Origin of the sequence: Streptomyces sp. RB17 (genome assembly GCF_009604455.1) — a bacterium.
GTDB lineage: Bacteria > Actinomycetota > Actinomycetes > Streptomycetales > Streptomycetaceae > Streptomyces.
In genome coordinates this window covers 260,981-286,254 of the sequence record NZ_WEGL01000011.1, presented here as the reverse complement: position 1 = coordinate 286,254, position 25,274 = coordinate 260,981, and the positions used below count along the sequence as shown (strand labels likewise).

The following is a 25,274-nucleotide window of genomic DNA, read 5'->3' as shown; positions in this document are numbered from 1 at the left end:
CGACGTACAACGTCTCTATACGAGATGTGTCAGCACCGACGAGTCACCTGGCCCGGCGCCCAGCAGCGCATGCCGCAGCCCCCATCCGAGCCGTACTCAAGTCCGGACAACCCCAAGAAGATCTACGTGCCCCTCCCCGACAAGCCACCCGCCGTGACGGAGACCGTCGCAGCCGCCCTCCTGCAGCTCCTTCACGCCGTGATCGCCGATCCGGGCCAACAGCGCCCCGATCACGAAGACGCATAGGCAGGCAGGGATGGGCACGGCTGGCTCTTCTCATCCGATCGAGATACCACAGACCGACACATAACACCCGCCACTCGCTCCACGCCACACACGCCAGGGGTCTGACCGCACGTGATCCGTTTCGCCTTCGCCGGACGCTGTTCCACCGAGGATCTCCAAGATCCGGAGGCCTCCAGAAACTGGCAGCTCACCCGCGCCCGAGCCCTCATCGAGCCCGCCGGGGGTCAAATCGTCGCCGAGTACTTCGACATCGGCCACAGCCGCTCCCTGCCCTGGCAGCGCCGCCCCCGAGCCAACGAACTCCTCCAAGCCCTCCGCAACCCAAACCGCGGGTTCGACGCGGTCGTGATCGGGGAGCCGCAGCGCACCTTCTACGGCAACCAGTTCGGCAACACCTTCGCCGTCTTCGTCCACTTCCGCATCCCGCTGTGGGTCCCGGAGGTCGGCGGCCCCATCGACCCCGACTACGAAGCCCACGACCTCGTCATGTCCGTCTTCGGCGGCATGAGCAAGGGCGAACGCAACCGCATCAAGATCCGGGTCCGGACCGCGATGAGCTCCCAGGCCAAACTCCAGGGCCGCTACCTCGGCGGACGACCGCCCTACGGCTACCGGATCACCGACGCCGGCACCCACCCCAACCCCGCCAAAGCGGCCGCCGGACAGCGACTGCACAAACTCGAACCCGACCCCACCACCGCACCCGTCGTACTGCGCATCTTCACCATGTAGGTCGACGGCATGATCGACGAGGCCATCGCCCTCCACCTCAACCACGACGGCATCCCCTGCCCCTCCGCCCACGACGCCGCCCGCAACCCCCACCGCACGAAGAAGACATGGCAGGCCGGCACCGTCAGAGCGATCCTCCTCAACCCCCGCTACACCGGCCACGAGGTCTGGAACAAACAGCGCAAGGAAGAACGCCTCCTCGACATCGACGACGTCACCCTCGGCCACCGCACCACCATGACCCGCAACCCCAGCGACGAATGGATCTGGTCCAACGAACCCGCACACACCCCGCTCATCACCAAGGAACTCTTCGAAGCCGCCCAGCGGGCCCGCAGGCAACGCGCCCGCGCCTACCAGCAACAGGAACGCCCCAACCGGCGAAGCAGCCAGCGGGCCTACGTCCTGCGAGGCCGGGTGAAGTGCACTCTGTGCGGACGGAAGATGCAGCCCTCGGCGATCCGCGACTGCGTCTACTACCGATGCGAGTACAAGGAACAGGAAGCAGCCCTCTACCCCGGGCTCGAGCATCCGCGCACCATCAACCTGCGCGAAGACATCATCTGCCAGGCACTGGATGCATGGATCGCCCGCGCCTTCACCCCCGAGCGGCTCACCGCCACCATCACCGCACTCAGCCAGGCCGGCATCGCGGCAAGCTCTGCACAGCCCGAAACCCCCGAACAGGCCCAAGTCCGCCAGGCGATCAAGGAATGCGAGCGGCGCCTCGCTCGCTACCAAGCCGCCCTCGACTCCGGAGCCGACCCGGCCGTCGTCACCCAGTGGATCAACGACGCGCAACGTGACAGGGAAGCAGCACAGAAGAAGCTCGACGCGCTGCCCACCGTCACCCAGAAGAAGGAACCAGCCCTCACGGCAGACCAGATCCGGGAGGTCACTGACAGGCTCGGAGACATCGCACAACGTATCCAGGCCGCCGACGCCGACAAGAAGGAGCCCCTCTACGAGGCCCTGGGCATCACGATCGCGTACGACAACGCAACGAGGACCGCGACCGTCAGGTCGAGGCCCTCGATTCCGTATCGCTATAAGGAGTGTCCGAGGGGGGACTTGAACCCCCACGCCCGATAAAGGGCACTAGCACCTCAAGCTAGCGCGTCTGCCATTCCGCCACCCGGACTAGGTGTCTGCCGCCTTGCGGGGGGTGTTCCCCGCGGCGACAGGGACAACAATACCAAGGTTTCGGAGTGCGTTTCACCTGCGTATCCGTCCCGTGGAGGCGGCCCGGGGCGAGCCGGGCCGCCTGGGTCGGCGGCGGTATACAGAATGCATGATCCCGCGTACGAGCCGTGAGGGTCAGGGCATGAGCTGGTACTCCGGGAAGTTTCCGGGCAGCCGCTCCCCCGCCGGGCCCCGGGTCACGGCGCGCACCAGAAGATCGCTGCCGACGAAGGCACCGCGCCAGGAGGCGCCGAAACCGCCGAACAGCTCGTCGCGGTCGCCGCGGGAGCGGGGAACGCCGTGTCCGGTCTTGAAGGCGCGGATCTGCGGGGCGAGCCGGTCGTAGGTGGACCGGTCGTCCGTGGCGAGGGTGGCGACCAGGGCGCCGTTGGACGCGTTCATGGCAGCCAACAGTTCGGCCTCGGTGTCGACCAGGACGATCGTGTCGACGGGGCCGAAGGGCTCCGCGTGGTGCAGCGGGGAGGACGGCGGCGGGTTGAGGAGGGTGACCGGGTGGACGTAGGCGGAGGTGTCCTGTCCCGGCAGGAACCGTGAGTGGTCGGGGCGGCCGCGGTACAGCGGTACGGCGCCCCGGTCGACGGCCTCGGCGACCTGGTCGGTGAGTTCCTTGGCCTTGGCCGCGTTGATCAGTGGGCCGAAGTCCAGTTCGGGGAGTGGATCGGCCGCGTCCGCGACCGCGAGGGGGTGGCCGACGCGAACGGAGCGGACCGCGGGGAGGTAGGCCGCCAGGAACGCGTCGAACAGGGAACGCTGCACGACGAAACGCGGGTAAGCGGTACAGCGCTGTTTTCCGTAGTCGAAGAGCTTGGGGATCAGGGCGCTGAGCCGCTCCCAGCCGGAGAAGTCCCAGATGCCCCAGGTGTTCAGGCCCTCCTGTTCGAGGATGTGCCGTTTTCCGAGGCCGGCGACCGCCGTGGCGACGTCGGCTCCGGTGTCACGGCCGCCGACGAAGGACACGCAGCCGATCTCCGGCGCCCGTACCAGTGCCTGGTTCAGCTCGCGGCCGCTGCCGCCGACCAGGGTGACCGGCACGCCCTCGCGTGCGGCCAGCGCCATGGCGAGGGTGAGGCAGGCCGCACCGCCGTCCGTCGGTGTCTTGGCGATCACGGCGTTGCCGGCCAGGGCCTGCACGAAGGCGGCGTGCACGAGCACGCTCATCGGATAGTTCCAGCTGGCGATGTTGGACACCGGTCCGTCCAGCGGGGTCCGGCCCGCGAGCATGGGCTCGATGCCGTCTGCGTACCAGCGCACGCCGTCGATCGCCCGGTCGACGTCCGCGAGGGCGAGCCGCCATGGCTTGCCGATCTCCCACACGAGCAGCAGGGCGAGCAGGTCGCGGTGTGCGCTGAGCGCGTCCAGCGTGGCGGCGATCCGCGCCCGCCGTTCGGGCAGCGGGATGTGCCGCCAGGCCCGGTGCTGGTCGAGGGCCGCTCGTACGGCATGTTGGGCGGTGGCGCCGTCGAGCCGCGGGGCGCCTGCGATCGGGGTGCCGTCGACCGGGGTGGTCGCCGGGAGCGTACGGCCGTCGGGCCGCCATTCGGCACCCCAGAGATTGAGGACACGGTCGTCCCGGAAGGCCTCGGGCGCGGCGGCGAGGCAGCGCCGCCAGGCGTCGGTGTAGGCCGTGCCGGGTTTCAGGAGCGTGGGGGCCGGGGCGGGCGGGCGCTCGGCGGGGTTCGGGGGCGACGGGTTCGGGGTGAGGGTGGGTGTCATGCGTCGGCTCCGCTCTCGCTGCACGGTCGGGGCGGGGTGGAGAGGGGTGGGGTGGGGGTGGAGAGGGGTGGGTGGAGAGGGGTGGCTCTGGGATGGGGTGGAGTGGCTCGAGGATGGGGTGGGGGGCTTGAGGTTGGTTGGGGAGGGAGTCGGGGCTCGGTGGGGACCGGTGGGGCCCTGATCGGTTCGGCCGAGGCTCCGCGTCCTGGGCTCGGTCGCGGTCGTAGGCTCGTCCTCTTCCTCGGCTTGCTCGCCGTCTTGCGCTCGCTTGCCAATTCGGGTGCGGTGGCGGTCTCGGGCGCCGTCGCGATCTCAGGCACGGTCGCCGACTCGGCCGCCGTCACCACCGCAGACGCGGCACCCTTCCCGGACACACCCCTGTCGCGCGACCCCTGGTTCGGTAGCGAGCGTCGCCCAGGGCGGGTCAGCCGGGGCCGGTCAGTCGGCGTGGAGGATGTCCAGGACCAGTCGGGCCGTCTCGGTCGGGGTGCGGCCGACGCGGACTCCGGCTGCCTCCAGGGCCTCCTGCTTGGCGCGGGCGGTGCCGGTGGAGCCGGAGACGATCGCGCCGGCGTGGCCCATGGTCCGGCCCTCCGGTGCGGTGAAGCCGGCGATGTATCCGACGACCGGCTTGGTGACGTGGTCGCGGATGTACGCGGCGGCGCGTTCCTCGGCGTCGCCGCCGATCTCCCCGATGAGGACGACGAGTTCGGTGTCGGGGTCGTCCTGGAAGGCGGCCAGGCAGTCGATGTGGCTGGTGCCGACGACCGGGTCGCCGCCGATGCCGACGCAGGTGGAGAAGCCGATGTCGCGGAGCTCGTACATGAGCTGGTACGTCAGCGTGCCCGACTTGGAGACCAGGCCGACGGGGCCGGGCTTGGTGATGTCGGCGGGGATGATGCCGGCGTTGGACTGGCCGGGGGTGATCAGGCCGGGGCAGTTGGGGCCGATGATCCGGGTGCCGTTCCGGCGCGCGTACGCGGTGAAGGCGACCGTGTCGTGGACCGGGATGCCCTCGGTGATGACGACGGCGAGCGGGATGCCGGCGTCGGCGGCCTCGATGACGGCGGCCTTGGCGAACGCGGGCGGCACGAAGACGACGGTGACATCGGCTCCGGTCGACCGCATACCGTCGGCGACCGAGCCGAAGACCGGGACGGTCTGTCCGTCGAAGTCGACGGTCTGTCCGGCCTTGCGCGGGTTGACCCCGCCGACGACGTTCGTGCCGGCCGCGAGCATGCGCCGGGTGTGCCGCATGCCCTGGCTCCCGGTCATGCCCTGGACGAGGACCTTGCTCTCCTTGGTGAGGTGGATGGCCATGTCCCGGCTCCTCAGGCGTTGTGGGCGAGTTCGGCGGCCCGGCGCGCGGCGCCGTCCATGGTGGTGGCCTGTTCGACGAGCGGATGGGCGCGCTCGCCGAGGATCGCTTGTCCGCGTGCGGCGTTGTTGCCGTCGAGGCGGACGACGAGCGGCTTGGTCAGCCGGACGGTGTCGACGGCCGCGACGATTCCCTCGGCGACCGCGTCGCAGGCGGTGATCCCGCCGAAGACGTTGACGAAGACGGACTGCACGGCCGGGTCGGAGAGGATCACCGACAGTCCGTCGGCCATCACCTGCGCGGAGGCCCCGCCGCCGATGTCGAGGAAGTTGGCGGGGCGGGCGCCGCAGCCGGCGACGACGTCCAGGGTCGACATGACCAGGCCCGCGCCGTTGCCGATGACCCCGACCTCGCCGTCGAGCCTGACGTAGGTGAGGCCGCGCCCGGCGGCGGCCGCCTCCAGCGGGTCCTGGTGCTCTTCGTCCCGTGCGCCCCAACGGGCCTGCCGGAAGCGGGCGTTGTCGTCCAGGGTGACCTTGCCGTCCAGGGCGAGGATCCGCCCCTGGGCGGTGCGCACCAGCGGGTTGACCTCGACCAGCAGGGCGTCCTCGCGGATCAGTACCTCCCACAGCCGTACGAGGACGTCGACGGTCTGCGGGGGCAGCCCGGCCGCGCTCGCGATCTCCCCGGCCTTGGCGGAGGTGACGCCCTCGGCCCGGTCGACGGGGACCCGTGCCACCGCCTGCGGCCGGGTCGCCGCGACCTCCTCGATCTCCATGCCGCCCTGGGCGGAGGCGATGGCGAGGAAGCCGCCGGCAGTGCGGTCGAGGACGTAGGAGACGTAGAACTCCTCGGCGATCTCGACCGGTTCGGCGAGCATCACCGTGCCGACCCGGTGGCCCTTGATGTCCATACCGAGGACCTGACGTACGGTCAGCTCCGCGGCGGCGGGGTCGGCGGCGAACTTGACCCCGCCCGCCTTGCCGCGTCCGCCGGTCTTCACCTGCGCCTTGACCACGGCCCGGCCGCCGAGCCGGCGGGCGATCTCGCGGGCCTGCCGGGGCGAGTCGGTGACCTCGGCCCGCGGCACGGGGATTCCGTGTTCCTCGAAGAGCTGGCGTGCCTGGTGTTCGTACAGGTCCATGTGCGGCTCCTGTCTGCGAGGTTGTCGCGAGCCCGGCCGTCACTGACTGGAATGGACCGGGCTCCGGTGACCGAAAAGTGTGTACGCCCCCTGGACACCACCCGCGGGATGCGGGATAACAAGCTTCATACAGTATTCGTCGACTGTATGCAATCTACTGCATACAGCCCTCCGACTGTCCGAATGCAGTGCACCGCGAGCCGCCCAACCCCTACGAAAGGGACAGGACTTCGCCATGCCCGACGACACCCAGGACGTGATCTCCGGTGGTCATCTCGTTGCCAAGGCACTGAAGGCCGAGGGGGTCGACCGCATCTACACGCTGTGCGGCGGCCACATCATCGACATCTACGACGGCTGCGTCGACGAGGGCATAGAAGTCGTCGACGTACGCCATGAGCAGGTCGCCGCGCACGCCGCCGACGGCTACGCCCGGATCACCGGCAGGCCTGGCTGCGCGGTGGTGACCGCGGGCCCCGGCACGACCGACGCCGTCACCGGGGTAGCCAACGCCTTCCGCGCGGAGTCCCCGATGCTGCTGATCGGCGGCCAAGGGGCGCTCACCCAGCACAAGATGGGGTCCCTGCAGGACCTGCCGCACGTCGACATGATGACGCCGATCACCAAGTTCGCGGCGACCGTGCCGGACACCGCCCGCGCCGCCGACATGGTGTCGATGGCGTTCCGCGAGTGCTACCACGGCGCACCCGGCCCCTCCTTCCTGGAGATCCCCCGCGACGTCCTGGACGCGAAGGTGCCGGCCGACAAGGTACGCGTACCGAGGGCCGGCGCCTACCGCGCCTCCACCCGCTCGGCCGGCGACCCCGAGGCGATCGAGAAGCTCGCCGACCTGCTCGTGCACGCCGAGAAGCCGGCGATCCTGCTGGGCAGCCAGGTGTGGACGACCCGGGGGACCGAGGCCGCCATCGAGCTGGTGCGCACCCTGAACGTCCCGGCGTACATGAACGGCGCCGGACGCGGCACCCTGCCGCCCGGCGACCCGCACCACTTCCAGCTCTCCCGCCGGTACGCCTTCGCAGGTGCCGACGTCATCGTGATCGTCGGCACGCCCTTCGACTTCCGCATGGGCTACGGCAAACGTCTCTCCCCCGACGCGACGGTCGTCCAGATCGACCTGGACTACCGGACGGTGGGCAAGAACCGGGACATCGACCTCGGCATCGTCGGCGACGCCGGGCTGGTCCTGAAGTCCGTCACCGAGGCGGCCTCCGGACGCATCGACGGCGGGGCCGCCAAGCGCAAGGAGTGGCTGGACGAACTGCGCGCGGCCGAGCAGGCGGCGATCGAGAAGCGGCTGCCGCAGCTGAGGTCGGCCGCGTCGCCCATCCACCCGTACCGGCTCGTCAGCGAGATCAACGACTTCCTCACCGAGGACTCGGTCTACATCGGCGACGGCGGCGACATCGTCACCTTCTCCGGGCAGGTCGTCCAGCCCAAGTCGCCGGGCCACTGGATGGACCCGGGTCCGCTCGGCACGCTCGGCGTCGGCGTCCCGTTCGTGCTCGCCGCGAAGCAGGCACGCCCGGACAAGGAGGTCGTCGCGCTCTTCGGGGACGGCGCCTTCTCGCTCACCGGCTGGGACTTCGAAACCCTGGTCCGCTACGACCTGCCGTTCGTCGGCGTCGTCGGCAACAACTCCTCGATGAACCAGATCCGCTACGGCCAGGCCGCCAAGTACGGCAAGGAGCGCGAGCGGATCGGCAACACCCTCGGCGACGTCGCGTACGACAAGTTCGCGCAGCTGCTGGGCGGTCACGGCGAGGAGGTCCGCGACCCCGCCGACATCGGCCCCGCGCTGCGCCGGGCCCGCGAGTCGGGCAAGCCGTCGCTCATCAACGTCTGGGTCGACCCGGACGCGTACGCCCCCGGAACCATGAACCAGACCATGTACAAGTGAGGAGACCCGTCATGACCAAGGCTCTTGACGGCATCCGCGTCCTGGACATGACGCACGTCCAGTCCGGGCCCTCCGCCACCCAGCTGCTGGCCTGGCTCGGCGCCGACGTCATCAAGCTGGAGGCGCCGAGCGGTGACATCACGCGCAGGCAGCTGCGCGATCTGCCCGACGTCGACTCCCTCTACTTCACGATGCTCAACTGCAACAAGCGCAGCATCACCCTGAACACCAAGACCGAGCGCGGCAAGGAGATCCTGACCGAGCTGATCCGGCGCTCGGACGTCATGGTGGAGAACTTCGGTCCGGGCGCGGTCGACCGTATGGGGTTCACCTGGGACCGCATCAAGAAGATCAACCCCCGGATCGTCTACGCCTCCATCAAGGGGTTCGGCGAGGGGCCGTACACCGACTACAAGGCGTACGAGGTCGTCGCGCAGGCCATGGGCGGGTCGATGTCGACCACCGGCTTCGAGGACGGCCCGCCGCTGGCGACGGGGGCCCAGATCGGTGACTCGGGCACCGGAGTGCATACAGTAGCCGGGATACTGGCGGCACTCTTCCAGCGTGAGCGCACCGGGCGCGGCCAGCGGGTCAACGTCGCCATGCAGCACGCCGTGCTCAACCTGTGCCGGGTGAAGCTGCGCGACCAGCAGCGCCTGGCGCACGGGCCGCTCGCCGAGTACCCGAACGAGGACTTCGGCGACGAGGTGCCACGCTCCGGCAACGCCTCCGGCGGCGGGCAGCCCGGCTGGGCGGTCAAGTGCGCGCCGGGCGGCCCGAACGACTACGTGTACGTCATCGTCCAGCCCGTCGGCTGGAAGCCGATCACCGAACTCATCGGCCGGCCCGAACTCGCCGGCGACCCCGAGTGGGCGACCCCCGAGGCCCGGCTGCCGAAGCTGAACAAGATGTTCCAGCTGATCGAGGAGTGGTCCGCCACCCTCCCCAAGTGGGAGGTGCTGGAGAAGCTGAACGCGCACAACATCCCGTGCGGGCCGATCCTGTCCACCAGGGAGATCATCGAGGACGCCTCGCTCGCCGCCAACGAGATGGTGGTGCGCGTTCCGCACCCCGAACGCGGCGAGTTCGTGACCGTCGGCAGCCCGCTCAAGCTCTCCGACTCCCGCGTGGAAGTGACGAGTTCACCGCTGCTGGGCGAGCACAACCATGAGGTCTACGTCGGCGAACTCGGCCTCGGCGACGAGGAGTTGCGCCTACTCAAGTCGAACGGAGTGATCTGACGTGATGGCGGAGGACCGGGAGCTGAGGGTGCGCGCCCTCCTCGACGCCGTACGCGCCGAGGGCCGTACCGCGCTCACCGCGCCCGAGGGCAAGGTGATCGCCGACGCGTACGGGATCGCCGCACCGGGCGAGGAACTGGCGACGGACGTCGACGAGGCGGTGGCCGCGGCGGCGCGGTTCGGCGGGCCGGTGGTCATGAAGATCGTCTCGCCGGACATCCTGCACAAGACCGACGCCGGCGGGGTCGTGGTCGGCGTGGAGGGCGCGGCGGACGTACGCGCCGCGTTCTGCCGGATCGTGGAGAACGCCCGCGCCTACGACGCCGCGGCCCGGATCGAGGGCGTGCAGGTGCAGGAGCTGCTGCCCACGGGCCAGGAGGTCATCGTCGGAGCGGTCACCGACCCGACCTTCGGGAAGGTGGTGGCGTTCGGGCTCGGCGGGGTACTGGTCGAGGTGCTGAAGGACGTGACGTTCCGGCTGGCGCCGGTCACGGCCGACGAGGCGCTGTCGATGCTGGACTCCATCCGGTCGGCGGAGATCCTGCGCGGGGTGCGCGGGCAGGCCGGCGTGGACCGGTGGGCGGTGGCCGAGCAGATCCGGCGGGTCTCCCAACTCGTCGCGGACTTTCCGGAGATCGCCGAGGTGGACCTCAACCCGGTGATCGCGACGGCGGAGGGCGCGGTGGCCGCCGACATCCGGGTGATCCTCGCCGAGAAACAGCCGGTGCAGAGGAAGACGTACACACGCGACGAGATCCTGTCGACGATGCGCCGGCTGATGCAGCCGTCCTCCGTCGCCGTCATCGGCGCGTCCAACGAGACGGGCAAGATCGGTAACTCGGTCATGCGCAATCTCATCGACGGCGGTTTCTCCGGGGAGATCCATCCGGTGAACCCCAAGGCCGATGACATTCTGGGCCGCAAGGCGTACAAGAGTGTCACGGACGTTCCCGGTGAGGTGGATGTGGCCGTCTTCGCCATTCCCGCCAGGTTCGTGGCAGCCGCGCTGGAGGAGGTGGGACGGAAGAAGATCCCCAACGCCGTCCTCATCCCCTCCGGTTTCGCCGAGACCGGCGAGCACGAACTCCAGGCGGAGATCGTGGAGATCGCCGAGCGGCACGGGGTCCGGCTGCTCGGCCCGAACATCTACGGGTACTACTCCACCTGGCAGGACCTGTGCGCGACGTTCTGCACGCCGTACGACGTCAAGGGCGGGGTGGCGCTGACCTCGCAGTCCGGCGGCATCGGCATGGCGATCCTCGGCTTCGCCCGCACCACGAAGACGGGCGTGTCGGCGATCGTCGGCCTCGGCAACAAGTCGGACCTGGACGAGGACGACCTGCTGACCTGGTTCGGCGAGGACCCGCACACCGAGTGCATCGCGATGCACCTGGAAGACCTCAAGGACGGGCGGGCGTTCGTGGCGGCAGCCCGGGCGACCGTGCCGAAGAAGCCGGTCGTGGTGCTGAAGGCGGGCCGTACGGCGGCGGGCGCGAAGGCGGCCGGCTCGCACACGGGAGCGCTCGCGGGCGACGACGCGGTGTACGACGACATCCTGCGGCAGGCCGGCGTGATCCGGGCGCCGGGCCTGAACGACATGCTGGAGTACGCCCGCGCCCTGCCCGTCCTGCCCGCCCCCCAGGGCGACAACGTCGTGATCATCACCGGCGCGGGCGGCAGCGGAGTGCTGCTGTCGGACGCGGTGACCGACAACGGGCTGTCCCTGATGGAGATCCCGCCCGACCTGGACGAGGCGTTCCGCCGGTTCATCCCGCCGTTCGGAGCGGCCGGCAACCCGGTCGACATCACCGGGGGCGAGCCGCCGTCGACGTACGAGGCGACGATCCGGCTCGGTCTGCAGGATCCGCGGATCCACGCGCTCGTGCTCGGCTACTGGCACACGATCGTCACCCCGCCGATGGTGTTCGCGGAGCTGACGGCGCGCGTGGTCGCCGAGTTCCGCGAGCGCGGGATCGAGAAGCCGGTCGTGGCGTCCCTCGCGGGGGACGTCGAGGTCGAGGAGGCCTGCCAGTACCTGTTCGAGCGGGGGGTCGTGGCGTACCCGTACACGACCGAGAAGCCGGTGGCCGTGCTGGGCGCGAAGTACCGCTGGGCGCGGGCGGCGGGGCTCCTGTGATGACGGGCGCCCGCCTGGCGTCGGCCGGGGGTCCGGGGGTTGCCCGCGGGCGGAACACCGCCCGCCGGGCGCGGGCGGCAGAAAGGCTGCGGGCCGAAGGCCCGTCCGTCAGCGCGGTGGTGGGAGACGGGCCGGATGCTCGGGGGTGGCTCATGAGGTGAGTGACGTGGGGGCCGGCCGGCGGTGCGCGTCGGCCGGCCCCGGGACCCGCGCGCGCACGAAAGGCAATGGACAGGGGGCGCTGGCCAGAACTTTCGACGCAAGGGGTGCAAGCCGCGAGATGGAAACCATCGACCCTCCCGCCTCCGTGCTGTGCCGGGAGGTGAGGGACCGCAGGGGCCGCGTGTACCGGGTCGGCGAGAGCGACGTCGAGTTGCTGGGCCGTGGCCGGATCTGGATGGTCGTCCTGCCCTGGGTGGGCATGGCGGGCATCAGTGGAGCCGCGTACGCGTTCTTCGTGGCGCAGGCCGGTCTCCGTGCCGCCCACCGGTGGGGCGGGGACCTGTACTGGCCGGCGGGCCTGTGGGCGCTCGCCCAGGCGGCCGTCGCCCTCGCTGCCGGGCGGCTGCGGGAGAGCGGCCGGCTCCCGGCCCGCGCCGCCATGACGACCGGAGCGCTCGGCACCCTGGCCGGGTATCTGGCGCTCGCCCTGTCCCCCGAACTCACCCTCGCCCGGCTGGCGTTCGCCGTGTGCGCCGGTGCCGGGGCCGGACTGGTGCACGCCACCTGTCTGACGCTGCCGGGCAGGTGGTGGCCGGAGCGCCGGGGCGGCCCCACGGGAGTCGTGGCGAGCGGTCTCGCCTTCGGGGCCGTACCGTTTCTGCTCCGTCCGGTCGTGGACGCCGACCCGCGGGTGCTGCTCGCGGTCACGGGCGCCGGCGTGTCCCTGGCCGTGGCCGGCACCGGCCGGCTCTTCCGGGATCCGCCGCGGAACTGGTGGCCGCCGCGGCCCGACCCGCTGTCCGTGCCACCGGATCCGGCCGTACGGCGCGCACGGGACAGGAACCCGCCCGCCGTACGCCATCACACCCTCCGGCAGGCGGCCCGAAGCCCGGTGTTGTGGCTGATGTGGCTGTGCCTGCTGGGCGCGGCCGGAGTCACCGTACTGGACCTCGTCCTTCAGGTCCGGTATGCCCAACGGCTGGGCCTCTCCCCCGAGTTGCCGCGGTCGGTGACCGCCGCGGGCGGCACCGCGGCGGCCGTGGCCGGTGCGCTCTCGGACCGCTCGGGGCGGCGCAGCGTCCTCATCGCGGGCTGTCTGCTGCTGGGCACCGCACAGTTCGGCGCGCTGATCGCGGCCCGCACGGGCAGCGGGGCACTGCTCCTCGGCTGTGCGGCGGCCACCGCGGCCGCCGGCGCGACGGCGCTCACGCTCATCACCGCGCTGGCCGCGGACCACTTCGGTGAGAACCACCACCCGAGCGTCCACGGACTGCTCACCGGCGCCTGGCTCCTGCCGGTCGCCATCGGCTGCGGCACGGGTACGGCGGGCTACGCCGCCCGGGATCCGCACGCCGCGTTCCTCCTGGCGGGCTGCACCGGGCTCGCCTGCGCCGTACTGGCGCTGTTCCTCAGAGCGCCGGGCAGGCTCAGCGTCCGGCGCATCGTCCCCAATCCCCACCCCCTCGGCGAGGAGATGGCCTGACATGACGGCTGATCCCACAACACGGAACACGCCGGCCGATCCCGGCGCGGCGAACCGCTCGTACCGCGAAGTAACCGACTCCCGCGGGCGGGTCTACCGCATCGGTGAGACGGACCGCGACCTGCTCGGCCACTCGCGCAAGCTCATGGTGTACCTGCCATGGATAGCGATGATGGCCATCAGCGTCTCCGAGTACGCCTACGGCTCCGCCGAGGACACCCTGTCCGAGGCGCACGGCTGGACCCAGAGCAACACCTTCTGGATCCTCAGCATCTGGGTGTTCTTCCAGGCCGGCATCGCCTTCCCGGCGGGCTGGCTGCGCGAGCGGGGCATCCTCACGGCGCGCCGCGCGATGTACCTCGGCGCCGCGATGTGTCTGCTCGGCTTCCTGGCGCTGTCCCACCTCGACAACGTGTTCCTGGCCATTCTCGGTTTCGGTGTCGTCGGCGGCCTCGGTTCCGGGCTGATCTACGCGACCTGCATCAACATGGTCGGCAAGTGGTTCCCGGAGCGGCGCGGCGCGAAGACCGGCTTCGTCAACGGCGGCTTCGCGTACGGCTCGCTGCCGTTCATCTTCATCTTCAACTACGCCTTCGACACCGGTAATTACGACGAGGTGCTGGATCTGATCGGCGTGTACGTGCTGATCGTGGTCGCCGTGTGCGCCTGGTTCTTCAAGGACCCGCCGAAGAACTGGTGGCCGGCCGATGCCGACCCGCTGTCGTTCTCGGGGAACACCAGGAGCGCCGCGAGTCTGGCCAAGAACCCGCCCGCGGTACGGCAGTTCACACCGAAGGAGGCCATCAGGACCGGCATGCTGCCGCTGATGTGGGTCAGCATCGTCATGACCGCCGGTGTGTCGATCTTCGGGATCTCCTTCCAGGTCGACTACGCCAAGCAGATCGGCTTCGGCCCGCTGGTCGCGGCGTCCTCGATGGGCGTCATGGCGGTCATCAACGGCGTCGGGCGCGCCGTCGTCGGCTGGCTGTCGGACCTGTGGGGCCGCAAGACGTCACTGGTGTTCGTCATCGTGGTCCTGGGGCTCGCCCAGTTCGGTGTCATCTGGGCCGGTGACATCAAGAACGAGTGGCTGTTCCTGTTCTTCGCCTTCCTCTCCGGCTTCGGCGGCGGCGCCTTCTACCCGATGTTCGCGGCGCTGACCCCGGACTACTTCGGCGAGAACTACAACGCCACCAACTACGGCCTGGTGTACAGCGGCAAGCTGGTCAGCGGCCTGTTCGGCGGCGGCCTCGGCTCCATGGTGGTCGGCGCCTGGGGCTACAACGGCGCCTACGCGCTGGCCGGCGGGGTGTCGATGGTGGCCGCGGCGATCGCCCTGCTGCTGCGGCAGCCGGGCCGGGACAAGGCGGCCGAGCAGGCCGTGACGGCACCGAGGACACAGCCGACGGCCTGAGGCCGGCGGTGAGGGAGCGGCCGACGTCCTCCTGAGCACGTCTCCCGGATGTTCCCCCTCCACGATCCGCACGCCGATCGCCGGAGGGGGAAGACCGTATACACACCACATGCCCTGCGCCGGCCTTGGGTCACCGCGCCTGCAGTACGCATGGTGTCGCCGACGCGGCGCGCGCCCAGTGCCGGGGGAAAGTCCGGGCGCGACTCGTCAGCGGGATCGGCGGGTGTTGAGCCGGGCGGCCTGGCGCGTCAGGTGGTCGCGCTCGGCGAGGTTGGGTGCCTTGTGGGCCGCCTCGGCGTACAGCCGTGCCGCCGTCGCCAGGTCGCCGTCGCGCTCGTGGAGGTACGCCGCCACCGCGGCATGGCGGGGCAGTGAGGCGTCCAGCGCGGCGACCGCCGCCAGGCCGGCGCGCGGTCCGTCGGCCTCCCCGACGGCGACCGCCCGGTTGAGCCGGACGACCGGGCTGTCGGTCAGGCGCGTGAGCTCGTCGTACCACTCGACGATCTGCACCCAGTCGGTCTCCTCTGCGGTGGGCGCGTCGGCGTGGAGTGCCGCGATGGCGGCCTGGGCCTGGAACTCGCCCAGCCGGTCGCGGGCGAGGGCGGCCTGGAGGACGGCGACGCCCTCGGCGATCAGGTGCGTGTCCCACCGGCCGCGGTCCTGCTCGGCGAGCGGCACCAGGCTACCGTCGGGCGCGGTCCGGGCGGCGCGCCGGGCATGGTGGAGCAGCATGAGGGCGAGCAGCCCCGCCGCCTCGGGGTGGTCGACGGCGGCCGCGAGCTGCCGGGTGAGCCGGATGGCCTCGGCGGCGAGGTCGACGGCGCCGGAGTAGCCCTCGTTGAAGACCAGGTATAGGACGCGCAGCACGGTGGCGACATCGCCGGGCTGGTCGAAGCGCACGCCGGAGACGGTGCGCTTGGCCCGGCTGATCCGCTGCGCCATGGTCGCCTCGGGCACCAGGTAGGCCTGGGCGATCTGGCGGGTGGTCAGCCCGCCGACGGCGCGCAGCGTGAGCGCGACGGCGGACGACGGCGTCAACGACGGGTGGGCGCACAGGAAGTAGAGCTGGAGGGTGTCGTCCACCGCGGACGCGGGCCCTGGCGCCGGCTCCTCGTCGACGAGGTCCTCACGCCGGCGGCGGGCGGTGTCCGCCCGCCTCGCGTCGAGGAACCGGCGCCAGGCCACGGTGATCAGCCAGCCCTTCGCATCCCGCGGAGGGTCGGCCGGCCAGACGCGGAGCGCCTCGACGAGCGCGTCCTGCACGGCGTCCTCGGCCGCCGCGAAGTCGGCTCCGCGGCGGACGAGGACGGTGAGCACGCTCGGCGTGAGGCTCCGGAGCAGGGCCTGGTTCATCGATGAGGGCACTCCGTGACGGTGGGCGTCGCGGCCAGGAACGGCCGCACCTCGAGCCACTCGTGGATCGGCTTGCCGCCGGCCCCCGGCGCGGCCGACAGTTCCCCGGCCAGCTCGACGGCCCGCTCGTAGCTGTCGACGTCGATGATCATCCAGCCGGCGATGAGGTCCTTGGTCTCGGCGAACGGGCCGTCGGTGACCGGCGGACGCCCCTCGCCGTCGTAGCGGACCCACGCTCCCTCGGGGGCGAGCGCCTGACCGCCGACGAACTCGCCGGTCTTCTCCAGCCGGGCCGCGAAGTCGTTCATGTACTGCACGTGGGCCGAGATCTCCTCCGGCGTCCACTGGTCCATCGGCACGTCGTTGACCGCCTCCGGGGCGCCGCGGTAGTGCTTCAGCAGCAGGTACTTGGCCATCGTGGTTCTCCTCGGTGCTCGTGCGACCCATTGTGGTCGCGTTCACCCCGGGGACGGAGCCGGACCCGGGTTCTCGACATCGGCGTCCGAATTTCTTTGCCTCTCCGGTGCGCGTCCGATGACCTTTCCGCGAACCCGCTGGTCAGGACCCGTTGCGCTGTTGGTACGAGCGGCGGGTGTGTTCGGTGTGGTTGCGCATCAGGAAGGCGGCCCGTTCTTGGTCGCGCTTGGCGATCGCGGTGATCAGTTCCCGGTGCTCGATCCACGACTGGCGCCCGCGCTGCCGGGCGACCGGGGTGTAGTACCAGCGAACCCGGCGGTCCACCTGGGCGGCGAGTTCGGCGAGGACCGCGTTGCCCGCCAGTTCCATGACCTTGGCGTGGAAGGCCGCGTTGAGGGCGACCGCGCGGTCCACGTCGTCGGCGGCGACGGCCTTCTCGCCCTCGGCGCACAGCTCGTCCAGCGCGGCGACCCCCGGAGCGCCGGCGTGGAGGGCGGCGAGCCGGGCCGCCTCCGCCTCCAGCAGGGTGCGGACCGTGAGCAGCTGGTCGGCCTCCTCCTCGGTCGGCTCGTGCACGAACGCGCCCTGTGCGGGCCGCAGATCGACCCAGCCCTCGGTGTTGAGCCGCTGCAGCGCCTCGCGCACCGGCTGCCGGGAGACGCCCAGGTGTCCGGCGAGCTCGCTCTCGACCAGATGCTGGCCGGGCTGCAGCGCCCGGGTGGTGATGAGCTCGAGCAGGGCCTCGTAGACCCGCTCGCGCAGCGGTCCGGGGCGTTCCAGCCTGGGCACCGCCCCCTGCGGCAGTCCGGTCGGCAACATCACGGTCCCCCTCCTGGGCAGGTCTGGCGTGTGCACGCTGGATGCTCAGTATCGATTGTCTTTTGTCTACAGTCTACGGTGCACAAATTCCAGGCCTGTATGCGCCTACTTCACCCGCGGCCCCCTGTATGCGCCTACTTCACCCGCGGCCCACTTCACCGTTCGCCTCACCCCGTGGTCCGCTTCGTGCACGTCGCCGCTCACGGGCAGAGTACGACCTGCCCGGCGTACGACAGATTGCCGCCGAAACCGAACAGCAGCACCGGGTCGCCGGAGCTGAGGGCACCCTGCTCGACCAGCTTGGAGAAGGCGAGCGGGATGCTGGCGGCCGAGGTGTTGCCCGATTCGGTGACATCGCGGGCGACGACGGCGTTGACGGCGCCGAGCTTCTGGGCCAGCGGTTCGATGATGCGCAGGTTGGCCTGGTGCAGGACGACCCCGGCGAGGTCCTCGGGGGCGACGCCGGCCCGCTCGCAGGCGCGGCGGGCGATGGCCGGGAGCTGCGTGGTGGCCCAGCGGTAGACGCTCTGCCCCTCCTGCGCGAACCGCGGCGGGGTGCCCTCGATCCGCACGGCGTGCCCCATCTCCGGCACCGATCCCCACAGCACCGGCCCGACCCCCGGCTCCTGACCCGGCGGGCAGGCCTCGACGACGGCGGCCCCGGCCCCGTCGCCGACCAGGACACAGGTGGTGCGGTCGCTCCAGTCGGTGACGTCGGACATCTTGTCGGCGCCGATCACCAGCGCGCGCACGGCCGCGCCGGCCCGGACGGTGTGGTCGGCGGTGGCCAGCGCGTGGGTGAACCCGGCGCACACCACGTTGACGTCCATCGCGGCCGGCTGCGGGATGCCGAGCCGGGCCGCGACCCGGGCGGCGGTGTTCGGGGAACGGTCGATCGCCGTGGAGGTGGCGACCAGGACGAGGTCGATGTCGCCGGGGGTCAGGCCGGCGGCGGCGAGGGCCTTTGCGGCGGCGTGCGCGGCCAGCTCGTCGACCGGCTCGTCGGGTCCGGCGATGTGCCGGGTCCGGATGCCGACCCGGCTGCGGATCCACTCGTCGCTCGTGTCGACCATGCCGGCCAGGTGCTCGTTGGTGAGCACCCGGGCGGGCTGATAGTGACCGATGGCGGCGATGCGCGAGCCGTTCATGGCGGAAGTCCCCTCGTGGCCGTGGGTAGCGGGATCCACCAGTCTGATCAGTGACCCACGGGTACGACGGCAGGTGAAGCCACAGGAATCGGGCGCCCGAGTTGTCGGCTTCCCTCAGACCGTTCCTAATCAGTGAGCAGGAGCGAGGTTTGGTCCCAATCCTGCGCAACTGGCGCATCCCGAACGGTTGTGGATGCACTGGTCGCCCGCGTTCGCTCCGCGTCCGGTGGCACGCATCCGGTGCGTGGTCCGGGAAGACGGGGGCGGGTTCCCTTGCGCCCTCGGGCATCGTGTCCGGCCTGGGCGGTCCGATGCCCCGCACCATCGCTCTGGTGGTGCGGGGGCGGTGCTGTCCGTCGCCGGATGCGGTGTCCGAGGGCGCGTCGTCCAATCGCCACGGCAGCAGCGTCGTGGCGTGTGGCCTTCCTGGTCTTGCTGGTGAGGGGCCTCTGCCAGTGTTCGGCGCCCCACCGGGAGGTGTATGCGGGGTCCACGGCGATGATGGTGATGCCGAGTTCGGCGGCCATGCTGACGAGCCGGGCCCGCAGCCTGCTGACGGGCATGCCGGAGATCAGGTTGCGGAACCGCTTGCGGCGGCCGTGTTTCTCGCGGGTCTTCTCCGCGCCGAAGTCGAGGTCTTCGACCGCGATCGCCAGGCCGTGTCGTTCGGCCCAGTGCAGGAGGCGTGTGAGGGCATGCCGGACCTGGGCGTCCCGGTGGCCGGTGGTGCCGGACAGGTCGTAGACGAAGCGGCGGGGCTCCCCGCAGGGGTTGCCGTGCTCGTCCAGCCGCCAGGCGGCCAGGTGATCGGCGTTGGTGTCCACGGCGATCAGGCCGTCGCGCCTGGCGTCGGCGAGGGGGATGATCTTGACCGGAGGGATCGTCCACGACGCGGTCAGGTACCAGCGCCCGCGCTCCACGTCGTAGTGGATGCAGTAGGCCACGGCGCGGTTCGCCGCTACGCGGTCGGCCCACTGATCTCCCCGATGGTGGAAGCTCACGCGGGCGGCGAGGACGTACCGGCCGTGTCCGGCGTTCGCGAGGGCGACCAGGGGGGCGGGCAGCTTGAGGGAGACTTCCCCCTCGGGGGTGACGCGGATCGTTTCGTTCCCGAAGCGTTTCCCGGACTCGCCGTCGGCCTTCAGGAACCAGCGGGCAGCTTCCCAGCGCTGGCGCCACTCGTGCTCGGTGAGCTGCGCGGCGTCGAGGTGGTGGCGGGCGTTGAGCAAGCGTCTACCGCCGCGTGCTACGCGGACGTGCCCGGCCTCCCGGTCTGCCCGCTGCGCATCCAGCCGGTCCTTGAGCATGTGCAGTCGACGCGTCTTGGCGAACCACTCCTGCCGGGTGCGGTATCCGCCCGGGGCGCCCTTTGTGCCCTTCTCGCCCATCGGCAGGGACAGGCGGTGCGCGATCGTGCGGATACCGGCCTGAAGGGAGTGGATATGGGCGAGTTGGGCGCGCCGGGCGAGTGCCCACTGATCATGCGTGGCCTTCGTGATCGACCCCGCCCACCGGGAAGAGGACTCCTGCGTCAGGTCCCGTTTACGCTCAGCCCACGTCTGGGCGGAGTGCTCCAGCCCGTCGGCGCAGCGCCGTTTGAAATCCTTCGAGGCCAGGGAGCCCAGATGCGCGCCAGCCAGGCGCAGCACCCTCTCGTCCTCGGGTGTGAGGCCCTTAAGACTGGTACGGATCGCGATACCGGACGGCCCAAGGGCGACGAACGGCGGATCGATCGGGCGCAGCTCAGCCATGCCCGGCGGCCTCCAGGGCCTTGCGCGCACGCGGATCGGCCAGCAGCCGCTTCGCCCCCGAATGAGTACCGTCCATGCCGGACCCGACCTCGGATTCCAGGCGAACAACGCGGAGACCGGCACTCGCGGACCACCGGGTCATCCGGGCAACCTGGCGCTCCAGGTCGGGCTTCCAATCGGGGGAGGACACGCGGGCATGCAGGCCAACGCCGCCGACCGCATCGGGCGCGGAGTTGGCCTCCACGTTCACCAGGATCATGCGCGGTCCGACCGCTGAGCAGGCATCGGCAACGTCCCCTCACGAAACCACTTGTACGTGGTTTGAGGGTGGATGCCCTGCGCTCGAGCCCACTCAGTGAGGTTCACTCCATGAATGTATCATTCATGCGACCTGACGCTCTGTCAATCAACTTTGAAGGACGAACAGTTGAATATCCACGGACTCCCGAACACTCACCCCGTGAACAGCTGCGTCGCCTTCTGCACGAGTTCGTACACCCCGTAGCCGAGGGGCGCCGCCACCCACAGCCAGGCGAGGGCGATCAGGCCCCGCCGGCTAGGCGGGCTGCTGTCGCTGGGCATCTGCGGCCTCCCTCTGGGCGGGGACGTGGTGATGGCGGGTGTGGACGGGACGGACGAGTTCGTTGGCGACGAAGCCGACGACGAGCAGGCCGATCATGATGCCGAACGACAGCCCGTACAGCGCCGGGCCGTGCTTCCCGGCCTCCTTCTGCCGGTCCGCGATCCAGTTGACGATCAGCGGCCCGAGCACGCCCGCGGTGGACCAGGCGGTGAGCAGCCGGCCATGGATGGCGCCGACCTGGTAGGTGCCGAAGAGGTCCTTCAGATAGGCGGGGACCGTCGCGAAGCCACCGCCGTAGAAGGAGAGGATCACCAGGGCGCACAGGACGAACAGCGGCTTCGCCGAGTCCCCGAACAGCGCGATGACCAGGTACATCAGCGCGCCGACGCCGAGGTAGCAGCGGTAGATGTTCTTGCGGCCGATCCGGTCGGAGGCGGACGACCAGCCGATCCGGCCGGCCATGTTGGCCGCCGACAGCAGGGCCACGAAGCCGGCGGCCGCGGAGGCCGACACCGGGGTGGAGCTGTCCGCGAAGAAGTCCGTGATCATCGGGGCGGCCTTCTCCAGGATGCCGATGCCGGCGGTCACGTTCGTGCACAGCACGATCCACAGCAGCCAGAACTGCGGCGTGCGCACCGCGCTGCGGGCGGACACCTGCACGCCGTCGAGGGAACGCGGCCCGGTCGCGCCCGCGCCGGGTGTGTCCGCGCGTGGCACGCGCACGAGGAGCACGCCGAGTGTCATGAAGAGGGCGTACGACAGACCGTGCACCAGGAACGCGAGGGCGATGCCATCGTTGTCACCGCCGAAGGAGGAGAGCATCTGCGACGACCAGGGCGAGGCGATCAGCGCGCCGCCGCCGAAGCCCATGATGGCGATGCCGGTGGCCATGCCGGGGCGGTCCGGGAACCACTTGATCAGGGTGGAGACGGGCGAGATGTAGCCGATGCCGAGCCCGATCCCGCCGACGAAGCCGTAGCCGAGGACGATCAGCCAGTACTGCTCGGTCTCGGCGCCGAGTGCGGAGATCAGGAAGCCGGAGGAGAAGCAGACCAGGGCCACGGCCATGGCCCAGCGGGGCCCGTTGCGTTCGACGAGGGTGCCGCCGAACGCGGCCGACAGACCGAGCATCACGATCGCGAGCTGGAAGGGCAGCGCGCTCTGGGTGCCGTCGAGGTGGAGCGCGGATTCCAGCGACGGCTTGAACACGCTCCAGGCATAGGCCTGCCCGATGGACAGATGGACGGAGAGGGCGGCGGGCGGAACGAGCCAGCGGCTCCAGCCCGGGGGTGCGAGAGGGGGGCTGCTCATGCTCGCGGACGTTAGGGCGGGGAGCGGGAGTTGAGAAGACAGCGGTCGACCGTATGCGGTGAACGGTATCCGGGATGCGTTCAACGGTCGCGTTCAACGGTCGCCGCGCGAACCCTTGCCGAGGCCCATTCCATACTGTAGACAATATTTCGTCGACAGCACGGAGACGACAACCAGACGACGTTTCAGCCGACGAGCGGCTCGCGTCGGCCCCCTCTCCCCGACACCTCCGCGGTATCCCTCAAACCGAACGGAGTGCTCCCGTGAAAGTGGCAGTTCTCGGCGCCGGCGCCATCGGCGCCTACGTCGGTGCCGCGCTCCACCGTGCCGGCGCCGATGTGCATCTCATCGCCCGTGGACCGCATCTGGCGGCCATGAGGCGGCACGGAGTGCGTGTGCTCAGCCCGCGTGGTGACTTCACCGCGCACCCCCACGCCACCGACGATCCCGGCGAGGTCGGCCCGGCGGACTACGTCTTCCTCGGCCTGAAGGCCAACGCGTACGCGGCGTGCGGGCCGCTGATCGCGCCGCTGCTGCACGAGCGCACCGCGGTGGTGGCCGCGCAGAACGGCATCCCCTGGTGGTACTTCCACCGGCACGGCGGCCCCTACGACGGCCACCGCCTCGAGAGCGTCGACCCGGACGGCGCCGTCAGCCGCGTCCTCGCCCCCGAGCGGGCCATCGGCTGTGTCGTCTACGCCGCCACCGAACTCCAGTCCCCCGGCGTCGTACGGCACTTGGAGGGCACCCGGTTCTCCGTCGGCGAGCCCGACCGCAGCCTCTCCACACGCTGCCTGGACTTCAGCGAGGCCATGCGAACCGGTGGTCTGAAGTGCCCGGTGGAGCAGGACCTGCGCGGGGACATCTGGGTCAAGCTGCTCGGGAACATCTCCTTCAACCCGATCAGCGCGCTGGCCCGCGCCACCATGCGGCAGATGTGTCTGCACGGCGGCACCCGCCGGGTCATCGAGACGATGATGCGCGAGACGCTCTCGGTCGCCGAGGCCCTCGGCTGCACGGTCGGCGTCTCCGTCGAACGCCGGCTCGCGGGCGCCGAACGCGTCGGCGACCACCGCACCTCCACCCTCCAGGACCTGGAGCGCGGCAAGCCGCTGGAACTGGACGTGCTGCTCGCGGCCGTCGTCGAACTCGCGGACATCACCGGCGTCGAGGTGCCCACGCTGCGCACCGTGCACGCCATCTCGGACCTGCTCGCGCTGAGGAGCGCCGCATGAGGAACGTGCTGAGGAGCGCCGCATGAGGAAACGGCAGCCCAAGACCTACACCCGGCTGACCCACCCGCTGGTCCGGGACAGCCGCGACGAACCGCTGAGGCAGGCGAGCTGGGAGGAGGCGCTGGGCCGGGCGGCCCGGGGACTCGCCCGGAACAAGGGTGCGTTCGGGATGTTCTCCTGCTCCCGCGCCACCAACGAGATGAACTACGTGGCGCAGAAGTTCGCCCGGGTCGTCATGGGCACCCACAACGTCGACTCCTGCAACCGGACCTGTCACGCGCCGAGCGTGGCGGGCCTGTCGGCGGCGTTCGGCTCCGGCGGCGGCACGTCGTCGTACGAGGAGATCGAGCACACCGACGTCATCGTGATGTGGGGGTCCAACGCCCGTTTCGCGCACCCGATCTTCTTCCAGCACGTGCTGAAGGGGATCAGGAACGGCGCCCGGATGTATGCGGTCGACCCGCGGCGCACCTCCACCGCCGAGTGGGCGGAGAGCTGGCTCGGGCTGAACGTCGGCACCGACATCCCGATGGCGCACGCGATCGGCCGCGAGATCATCCACGCCGGTCTTGTCAACGAGGCGTTCGTCGAGCGGGCGACCACCGGCTACGAGGAGTACCGCGCACTGGTCGAGCCGTGGACGCTGTCGCTCGCCGAGAAGGTGACCGGCGTACCGGCGGGCGCCATATGGGAGTTGGCGCACGCCTACGCTCGTGCCGAGCGTGCCCAGCTGTGCTGGACGCTCGGCATCACCGAGCACCACAACGGCACCGACAACGTGCGCGCGCTGATCAACCTGGCGCTGCTCACCGGCCACGTCGGGCGCTACGGCTCCGGGCTGCAGCCGCTGCGCGGGCAGAACAACGTGCAGGGGGGCGGCGACATGGGCGCGATCCCCAACCGGCTGCCCGGCTTCCAGGACATCCTCGACGCGGACGTCCGCCTGAAGTTCGAGTCCGCCTGGGACACCGTCATCCAGCCGCACTACGGGATGAACCTGACGGAGATGTTCGAGGCGATGGAGGACGGCGGCCTGCGGGCGGTGTACTGCATCGGGGAGAACCCGGCGCAGTCGGAGGCCGACAGCGAGCAGGCCGTCCGGCGGCTCGGCGCGCTGGACTTCCTCGTCGTGCAGGACATCTTCCTGACCAGGACGGCCGAGTTGGCGCATGTCGTGCTGCCCGCGACCGCCGGGTGGGCGGAGACGGAGGGCACGACCACCAACAGCGAGCGCCGGGTGCAGCGCGTACGGCGCGCCGTCACCCCGCCCGGGCAGGCCCGCGAGGACATCGACATCATCTGCGCGCTCGCGGCCCGGCTGGGCCACGACTGGAAGTACGCCGACGCCGAGGCGGTCTGGAACGAGCTGCGGTCGGTGTCCCCGGCCCACTACGGGATGACGTACGAGCGGCTGGAGGAGCACCGGGGCATCCAGTGGCCCTGCCCCAGCGCGGACCGGCTCGAACCGACGTATCTGCACGGCAGGTTGTGGGAGCGCGACCCCGAACGACGAGGAATGCCAGCGCCGTTCGGGCTGGTCCAGCACGACCCGCCGGTGGACCTCACCGACGAGGAGTACCCGATCCGGCTGACCACCGGACGGCGCCTGGACTCGTACAACACCGGTGTGCAGAGCGGCGGCTTCGCCTCCCCGCTGCGCCGCGGCGAGTACGTCGAACTGTGTCCGGAGGACGCCGAGCGGTACGGGGTCGTGGTCGGCGAGGAGGTGCGGGTCACCTCGCGGCGCGGGTCGGTGGTTGCTCCGGTGTGGATCGACACCGCGCTGCGGCCCGGACTGGCCTTCATGACCATGCACTTTCCCGACGAGGTGGACACCAACCAGCTGACGATCGAGGCGAACTGCCCGATCGCGGGGACGGCGGAGTTCAAGGCGTCGGCGATCCGGATCGAGAAGCTGCCCGTCGCGACCATCGTGAGGTGACCTG

At 70.6% G+C, this 25,274-nt stretch carries 21 protein-coding genes and 1 tRNA gene; 10 read left to right on the top strand and 12 right to left on the bottom strand.

Translation table 11 applies throughout. The features are described 5' to 3' along the window. Positions 1-69: 69 nt before the first annotated feature. The 3 genes from SRB17_RS39110 (at position 70) to SRB17_RS39105 (ending at position 2,070) form a co-directional block, all read left to right on the top strand. The gene (locus SRB17_RS39110) at positions 70-246 is read left to right on the top strand and encodes a hypothetical protein (protein WP_153546011.1); all 177 of its coding nucleotides are present in this window, start codon (positions 70-72) and stop codon (positions 244-246) included. Positions 247-357: 111 nt separating this feature from the next. Beyond that, positions 358-978, top strand: a complete 621-nt coding sequence (locus SRB17_RS46940; protein WP_323377279.1) for a recombinase family protein — start codon at positions 358-360, stop codon at positions 976-978. Between the two features lie 9 nt (positions 979-987). Continuing rightward, the gene (locus SRB17_RS39105) at positions 988-2,070 is read left to right on the top strand and encodes a recombinase family protein (protein ID WP_228396511.1); all 1,083 of its coding nucleotides are present in this window, start codon (positions 988-990) and stop codon (positions 2,068-2,070) included. Here SRB17_RS39105 and SRB17_RS39100 read toward each other — a convergent pair. The 4 genes from SRB17_RS39100 to sucC form a co-directional block, all read right to left on the bottom strand. Further along, positions 2,035-2,119 (bottom strand) — tRNA-Leu (locus SRB17_RS39100). The genes SRB17_RS39105 and SRB17_RS39100 overlap by 36 nt on opposite strands. A gap of 176 nt (positions 2,120-2,295) precedes the next feature. Beyond that, the gene (locus tag SRB17_RS39095; protein WP_228396510.1) at positions 2,296-3,894 is read right to left on the bottom strand and encodes an aldehyde dehydrogenase family protein; all 1,599 of its coding nucleotides are present in this window, start codon (positions 3,892-3,894) and stop codon (positions 2,296-2,298) included. A gap of 438 nt (positions 3,895-4,332) precedes the next feature. Beyond that, a complete protein-coding gene (gene sucD / locus SRB17_RS39090; protein ID WP_153546009.1) occupies positions 4,333-5,214 on the bottom strand; it encodes a succinate--CoA ligase subunit alpha in 882 nt (293 codons plus the stop codon). Between the two features lie 11 nt (positions 5,215-5,225). Beyond that, positions 5,226-6,356: an ADP-forming succinate--CoA ligase subunit beta gene (gene sucC, locus SRB17_RS39085; RefSeq protein ID WP_153546008.1), complete on the bottom strand. Its 1,131-nt coding sequence runs from the start codon at positions 6,354-6,356 to the stop codon at positions 5,226-5,228. Between the two features lie 235 nt (positions 6,357-6,591). Here sucC and SRB17_RS39080 point away from each other — a divergent pair, with 235 nt between their 5' ends. The 5 genes from SRB17_RS39080 (at position 6,592) to SRB17_RS39060 (ending at position 14,711) form a co-directional block, all read left to right on the top strand. Continuing rightward, positions 6,592-8,274: a thiamine pyrophosphate-binding protein gene (locus SRB17_RS39080; protein ID WP_153546006.1), complete on the top strand. Its 1,683-nt coding sequence runs from the start codon at positions 6,592-6,594 to the stop codon at positions 8,272-8,274. Positions 8,275-8,285: 11 nt separating this feature from the next. Next, positions 8,286-9,515, top strand: coding sequence for a formyl-CoA transferase (gene frc, locus SRB17_RS39075; protein WP_153546004.1), 1,230 nt, complete (start codon positions 8,286-8,288; stop codon positions 9,513-9,515). 4 nt (positions 9,516-9,519) lie between these two features. Next, on the top strand, positions 9,520-11,652 hold the full coding sequence (locus SRB17_RS39070; protein WP_153546120.1) for an acetate--CoA ligase family protein: 2,133 nt from the start codon (positions 9,520-9,522) through the stop codon (positions 11,650-11,652). Positions 11,653-11,932: 280 nt separating this feature from the next. Next, entirely contained in the window at positions 11,933-13,297 is a 1,365-nt protein-coding gene (locus tag SRB17_RS39065; RefSeq protein ID WP_153546002.1) for an MFS transporter, read from the top strand. A 1-nt stretch (position 13,298) separates the two neighbouring features. Next, positions 13,299-14,711: an OFA family MFS transporter gene (locus SRB17_RS39060; protein ID WP_153546000.1), complete on the top strand. Its 1,413-nt coding sequence runs from the start codon at positions 13,299-13,301 to the stop codon at positions 14,709-14,711. A gap of 207 nt (positions 14,712-14,918) precedes the next feature. Here the strand turns inward: SRB17_RS39060 and SRB17_RS39055 are convergent, their stop codons facing one another. The 8 genes from SRB17_RS39055 to SRB17_RS39025 form a co-directional block, all read right to left on the bottom strand. After that, positions 14,919-16,064, bottom strand: coding sequence for an RNA polymerase sigma factor (locus SRB17_RS39055; RefSeq protein ID WP_153546118.1), 1,146 nt, complete (start codon positions 16,062-16,064; stop codon positions 14,919-14,921). Then, on the bottom strand, positions 16,061-16,480 hold the full coding sequence (locus tag SRB17_RS39050; RefSeq protein ID WP_153545998.1) for a YciI family protein: 420 nt from the start codon (positions 16,478-16,480) through the stop codon (positions 16,061-16,063). Before SRB17_RS39050 ends, SRB17_RS39055 begins: the two co-directional genes overlap by 4 nt. 142 nt (positions 16,481-16,622) lie before the next feature. Beyond that, positions 16,623-17,300, bottom strand: a complete 678-nt coding sequence (locus tag SRB17_RS39045; protein WP_153546116.1) for a GntR family transcriptional regulator — start codon at positions 17,298-17,300, stop codon at positions 16,623-16,625. A 200-nt stretch (positions 17,301-17,500) separates the two neighbouring features. Beyond that, positions 17,501-18,448 carry a beta-ketoacyl-ACP synthase III gene (locus tag SRB17_RS39040; RefSeq protein ID WP_153545996.1) on the bottom strand — a complete coding sequence of 316 codons (948 nt, stop codon included), beginning with the start codon at positions 18,446-18,448 and terminating at the stop codon, positions 17,501-17,503. 125 nt (positions 18,449-18,573) lie between these two features. After that, positions 18,574-20,199 (bottom strand): transposase, encoded by a 1,626-nt coding sequence (locus SRB17_RS39035; protein WP_153545994.1) that lies wholly within the window; start codon positions 20,197-20,199, stop codon positions 18,574-18,576. After that, the gene (locus SRB17_RS39030; RefSeq protein WP_153545991.1) at positions 20,192-20,458 is read right to left on the bottom strand and encodes a recombinase family protein; all 267 of its coding nucleotides are present in this window, start codon (positions 20,456-20,458) and stop codon (positions 20,192-20,194) included. The genes SRB17_RS39035 and SRB17_RS39030 overlap by 8 nt, the downstream gene beginning before the upstream one ends. A 194-nt stretch (positions 20,459-20,652) precedes the next feature. Beyond that, entirely contained in the window at positions 20,653-20,781 is a 129-nt protein-coding gene (locus SRB17_RS47770; RefSeq protein WP_267133479.1) for an MFS transporter small subunit, read from the bottom strand. Next, complete coding sequence (locus SRB17_RS39025; RefSeq protein ID WP_153545989.1) at positions 20,756-22,093, bottom strand: OFA family MFS transporter; 1,338 nt, start codon at positions 22,091-22,093, stop codon at positions 20,756-20,758. The genes SRB17_RS47770 and SRB17_RS39025 overlap by 26 nt, the downstream gene beginning before the upstream one ends. A gap of 263 nt (positions 22,094-22,356) precedes the next feature. Between SRB17_RS39025 and SRB17_RS39020 the strand changes: the two genes are divergently transcribed. Further along, positions 22,357-23,328, top strand: a complete 972-nt coding sequence (locus tag SRB17_RS39020; RefSeq protein WP_323377277.1) for a 2-dehydropantoate 2-reductase — start codon at positions 22,357-22,359, stop codon at positions 23,326-23,328. 22 nt (positions 23,329-23,350) lie between these two features. Then, positions 23,351-25,270, top strand: coding sequence for a molybdopterin oxidoreductase family protein (locus SRB17_RS39015; protein ID WP_153545987.1), 1,920 nt, complete (start codon positions 23,351-23,353; stop codon positions 25,268-25,270). Positions 25,271-25,274: the final 4 nt, after the last annotated feature.

What these genes read in the sequence shown, in the direction of transcription:
- SRB17_RS39110 (WP_153546011.1), top strand. Translation starts at nt 70, where the DNA reads ATGCCGCAGCCCCCATCCGAGCCGTACTCAAGTCCGGACAACCCCAAG.
- SRB17_RS39105 (WP_228396511.1), top strand. Translation starts at nt 988, where the DNA reads ATGATCGACGAGGCCATCGCCCTCCACCTCAACCACGACGGCATCCCC.
- SRB17_RS39095 (WP_228396510.1), bottom strand. Translation starts at nt 3,894, where the DNA reads ATGACACCCACCCTCACCCCGAACCCGTCGCCCCCGAACCCCGCCGAG.
- sucD (WP_153546009.1), bottom strand. Translation starts at nt 5,214, where the DNA reads ATGGCCATCCACCTCACCAAGGAGAGCAAGGTCCTCGTCCAGGGCATG.
- sucC (WP_153546008.1), bottom strand. Translation starts at nt 6,356, where the DNA reads ATGGACCTGTACGAACACCAGGCACGCCAGCTCTTCGAGGAACACGGA.
- SRB17_RS39080 (WP_153546006.1), top strand. Translation starts at nt 6,592, where the DNA reads ATGCCCGACGACACCCAGGACGTGATCTCCGGTGGTCATCTCGTTGCC.
- frc (WP_153546004.1), top strand. Translation starts at nt 8,286, where the DNA reads ATGACCAAGGCTCTTGACGGCATCCGCGTCCTGGACATGACGCACGTC.
- SRB17_RS39070 (WP_153546120.1), top strand. Translation starts at nt 9,520, where the DNA reads ATGGCGGAGGACCGGGAGCTGAGGGTGCGCGCCCTCCTCGACGCCGTA.
- SRB17_RS39065 (WP_153546002.1), top strand. Translation starts at nt 11,933, where the DNA reads ATGGAAACCATCGACCCTCCCGCCTCCGTGCTGTGCCGGGAGGTGAGG.
- SRB17_RS39060 (WP_153546000.1), top strand. Translation starts at nt 13,299, where the DNA reads ATGACGGCTGATCCCACAACACGGAACACGCCGGCCGATCCCGGCGCG.
- SRB17_RS39055 (WP_153546118.1), bottom strand. Translation starts at nt 16,064, where the DNA reads ATGAACCAGGCCCTGCTCCGGAGCCTCACGCCGAGCGTGCTCACCGTC.
- SRB17_RS39050 (WP_153545998.1), bottom strand. Translation starts at nt 16,480, where the DNA reads ATGGCCAAGTACCTGCTGCTGAAGCACTACCGCGGCGCCCCGGAGGCG.
- SRB17_RS39045 (WP_153546116.1), bottom strand. Translation starts at nt 17,300, where the DNA reads ATGTTGCCGACCGGACTGCCGCAGGGGGCGGTGCCCAGGCTGGAACGC.
- SRB17_RS39040 (WP_153545996.1), bottom strand. Translation starts at nt 18,448, where the DNA reads ATGAACGGCTCGCGCATCGCCGCCATCGGTCACTATCAGCCCGCCCGG.
- SRB17_RS39035 (WP_153545994.1), bottom strand. Translation starts at nt 20,199, where the DNA reads ATGGCTGAGCTGCGCCCGATCGATCCGCCGTTCGTCGCCCTTGGGCCG.
- SRB17_RS39030 (WP_153545991.1), bottom strand. Translation starts at nt 20,458, where the DNA reads ATGATCCTGGTGAACGTGGAGGCCAACTCCGCGCCCGATGCGGTCGGC.
- SRB17_RS47770 (WP_267133479.1), bottom strand. Translation starts at nt 20,781, where the DNA reads ATGCCCAGCGACAGCAGCCCGCCTAGCCGGCGGGGCCTGATCGCCCTC.
- SRB17_RS39025 (WP_153545989.1), bottom strand. Translation starts at nt 22,093, where the DNA reads ATGAGCAGCCCCCCTCTCGCACCCCCGGGCTGGAGCCGCTGGCTCGTT.
- SRB17_RS39015 (WP_153545987.1), top strand. Translation starts at nt 23,351, where the DNA reads ATGAGGAAACGGCAGCCCAAGACCTACACCCGGCTGACCCACCCGCTG.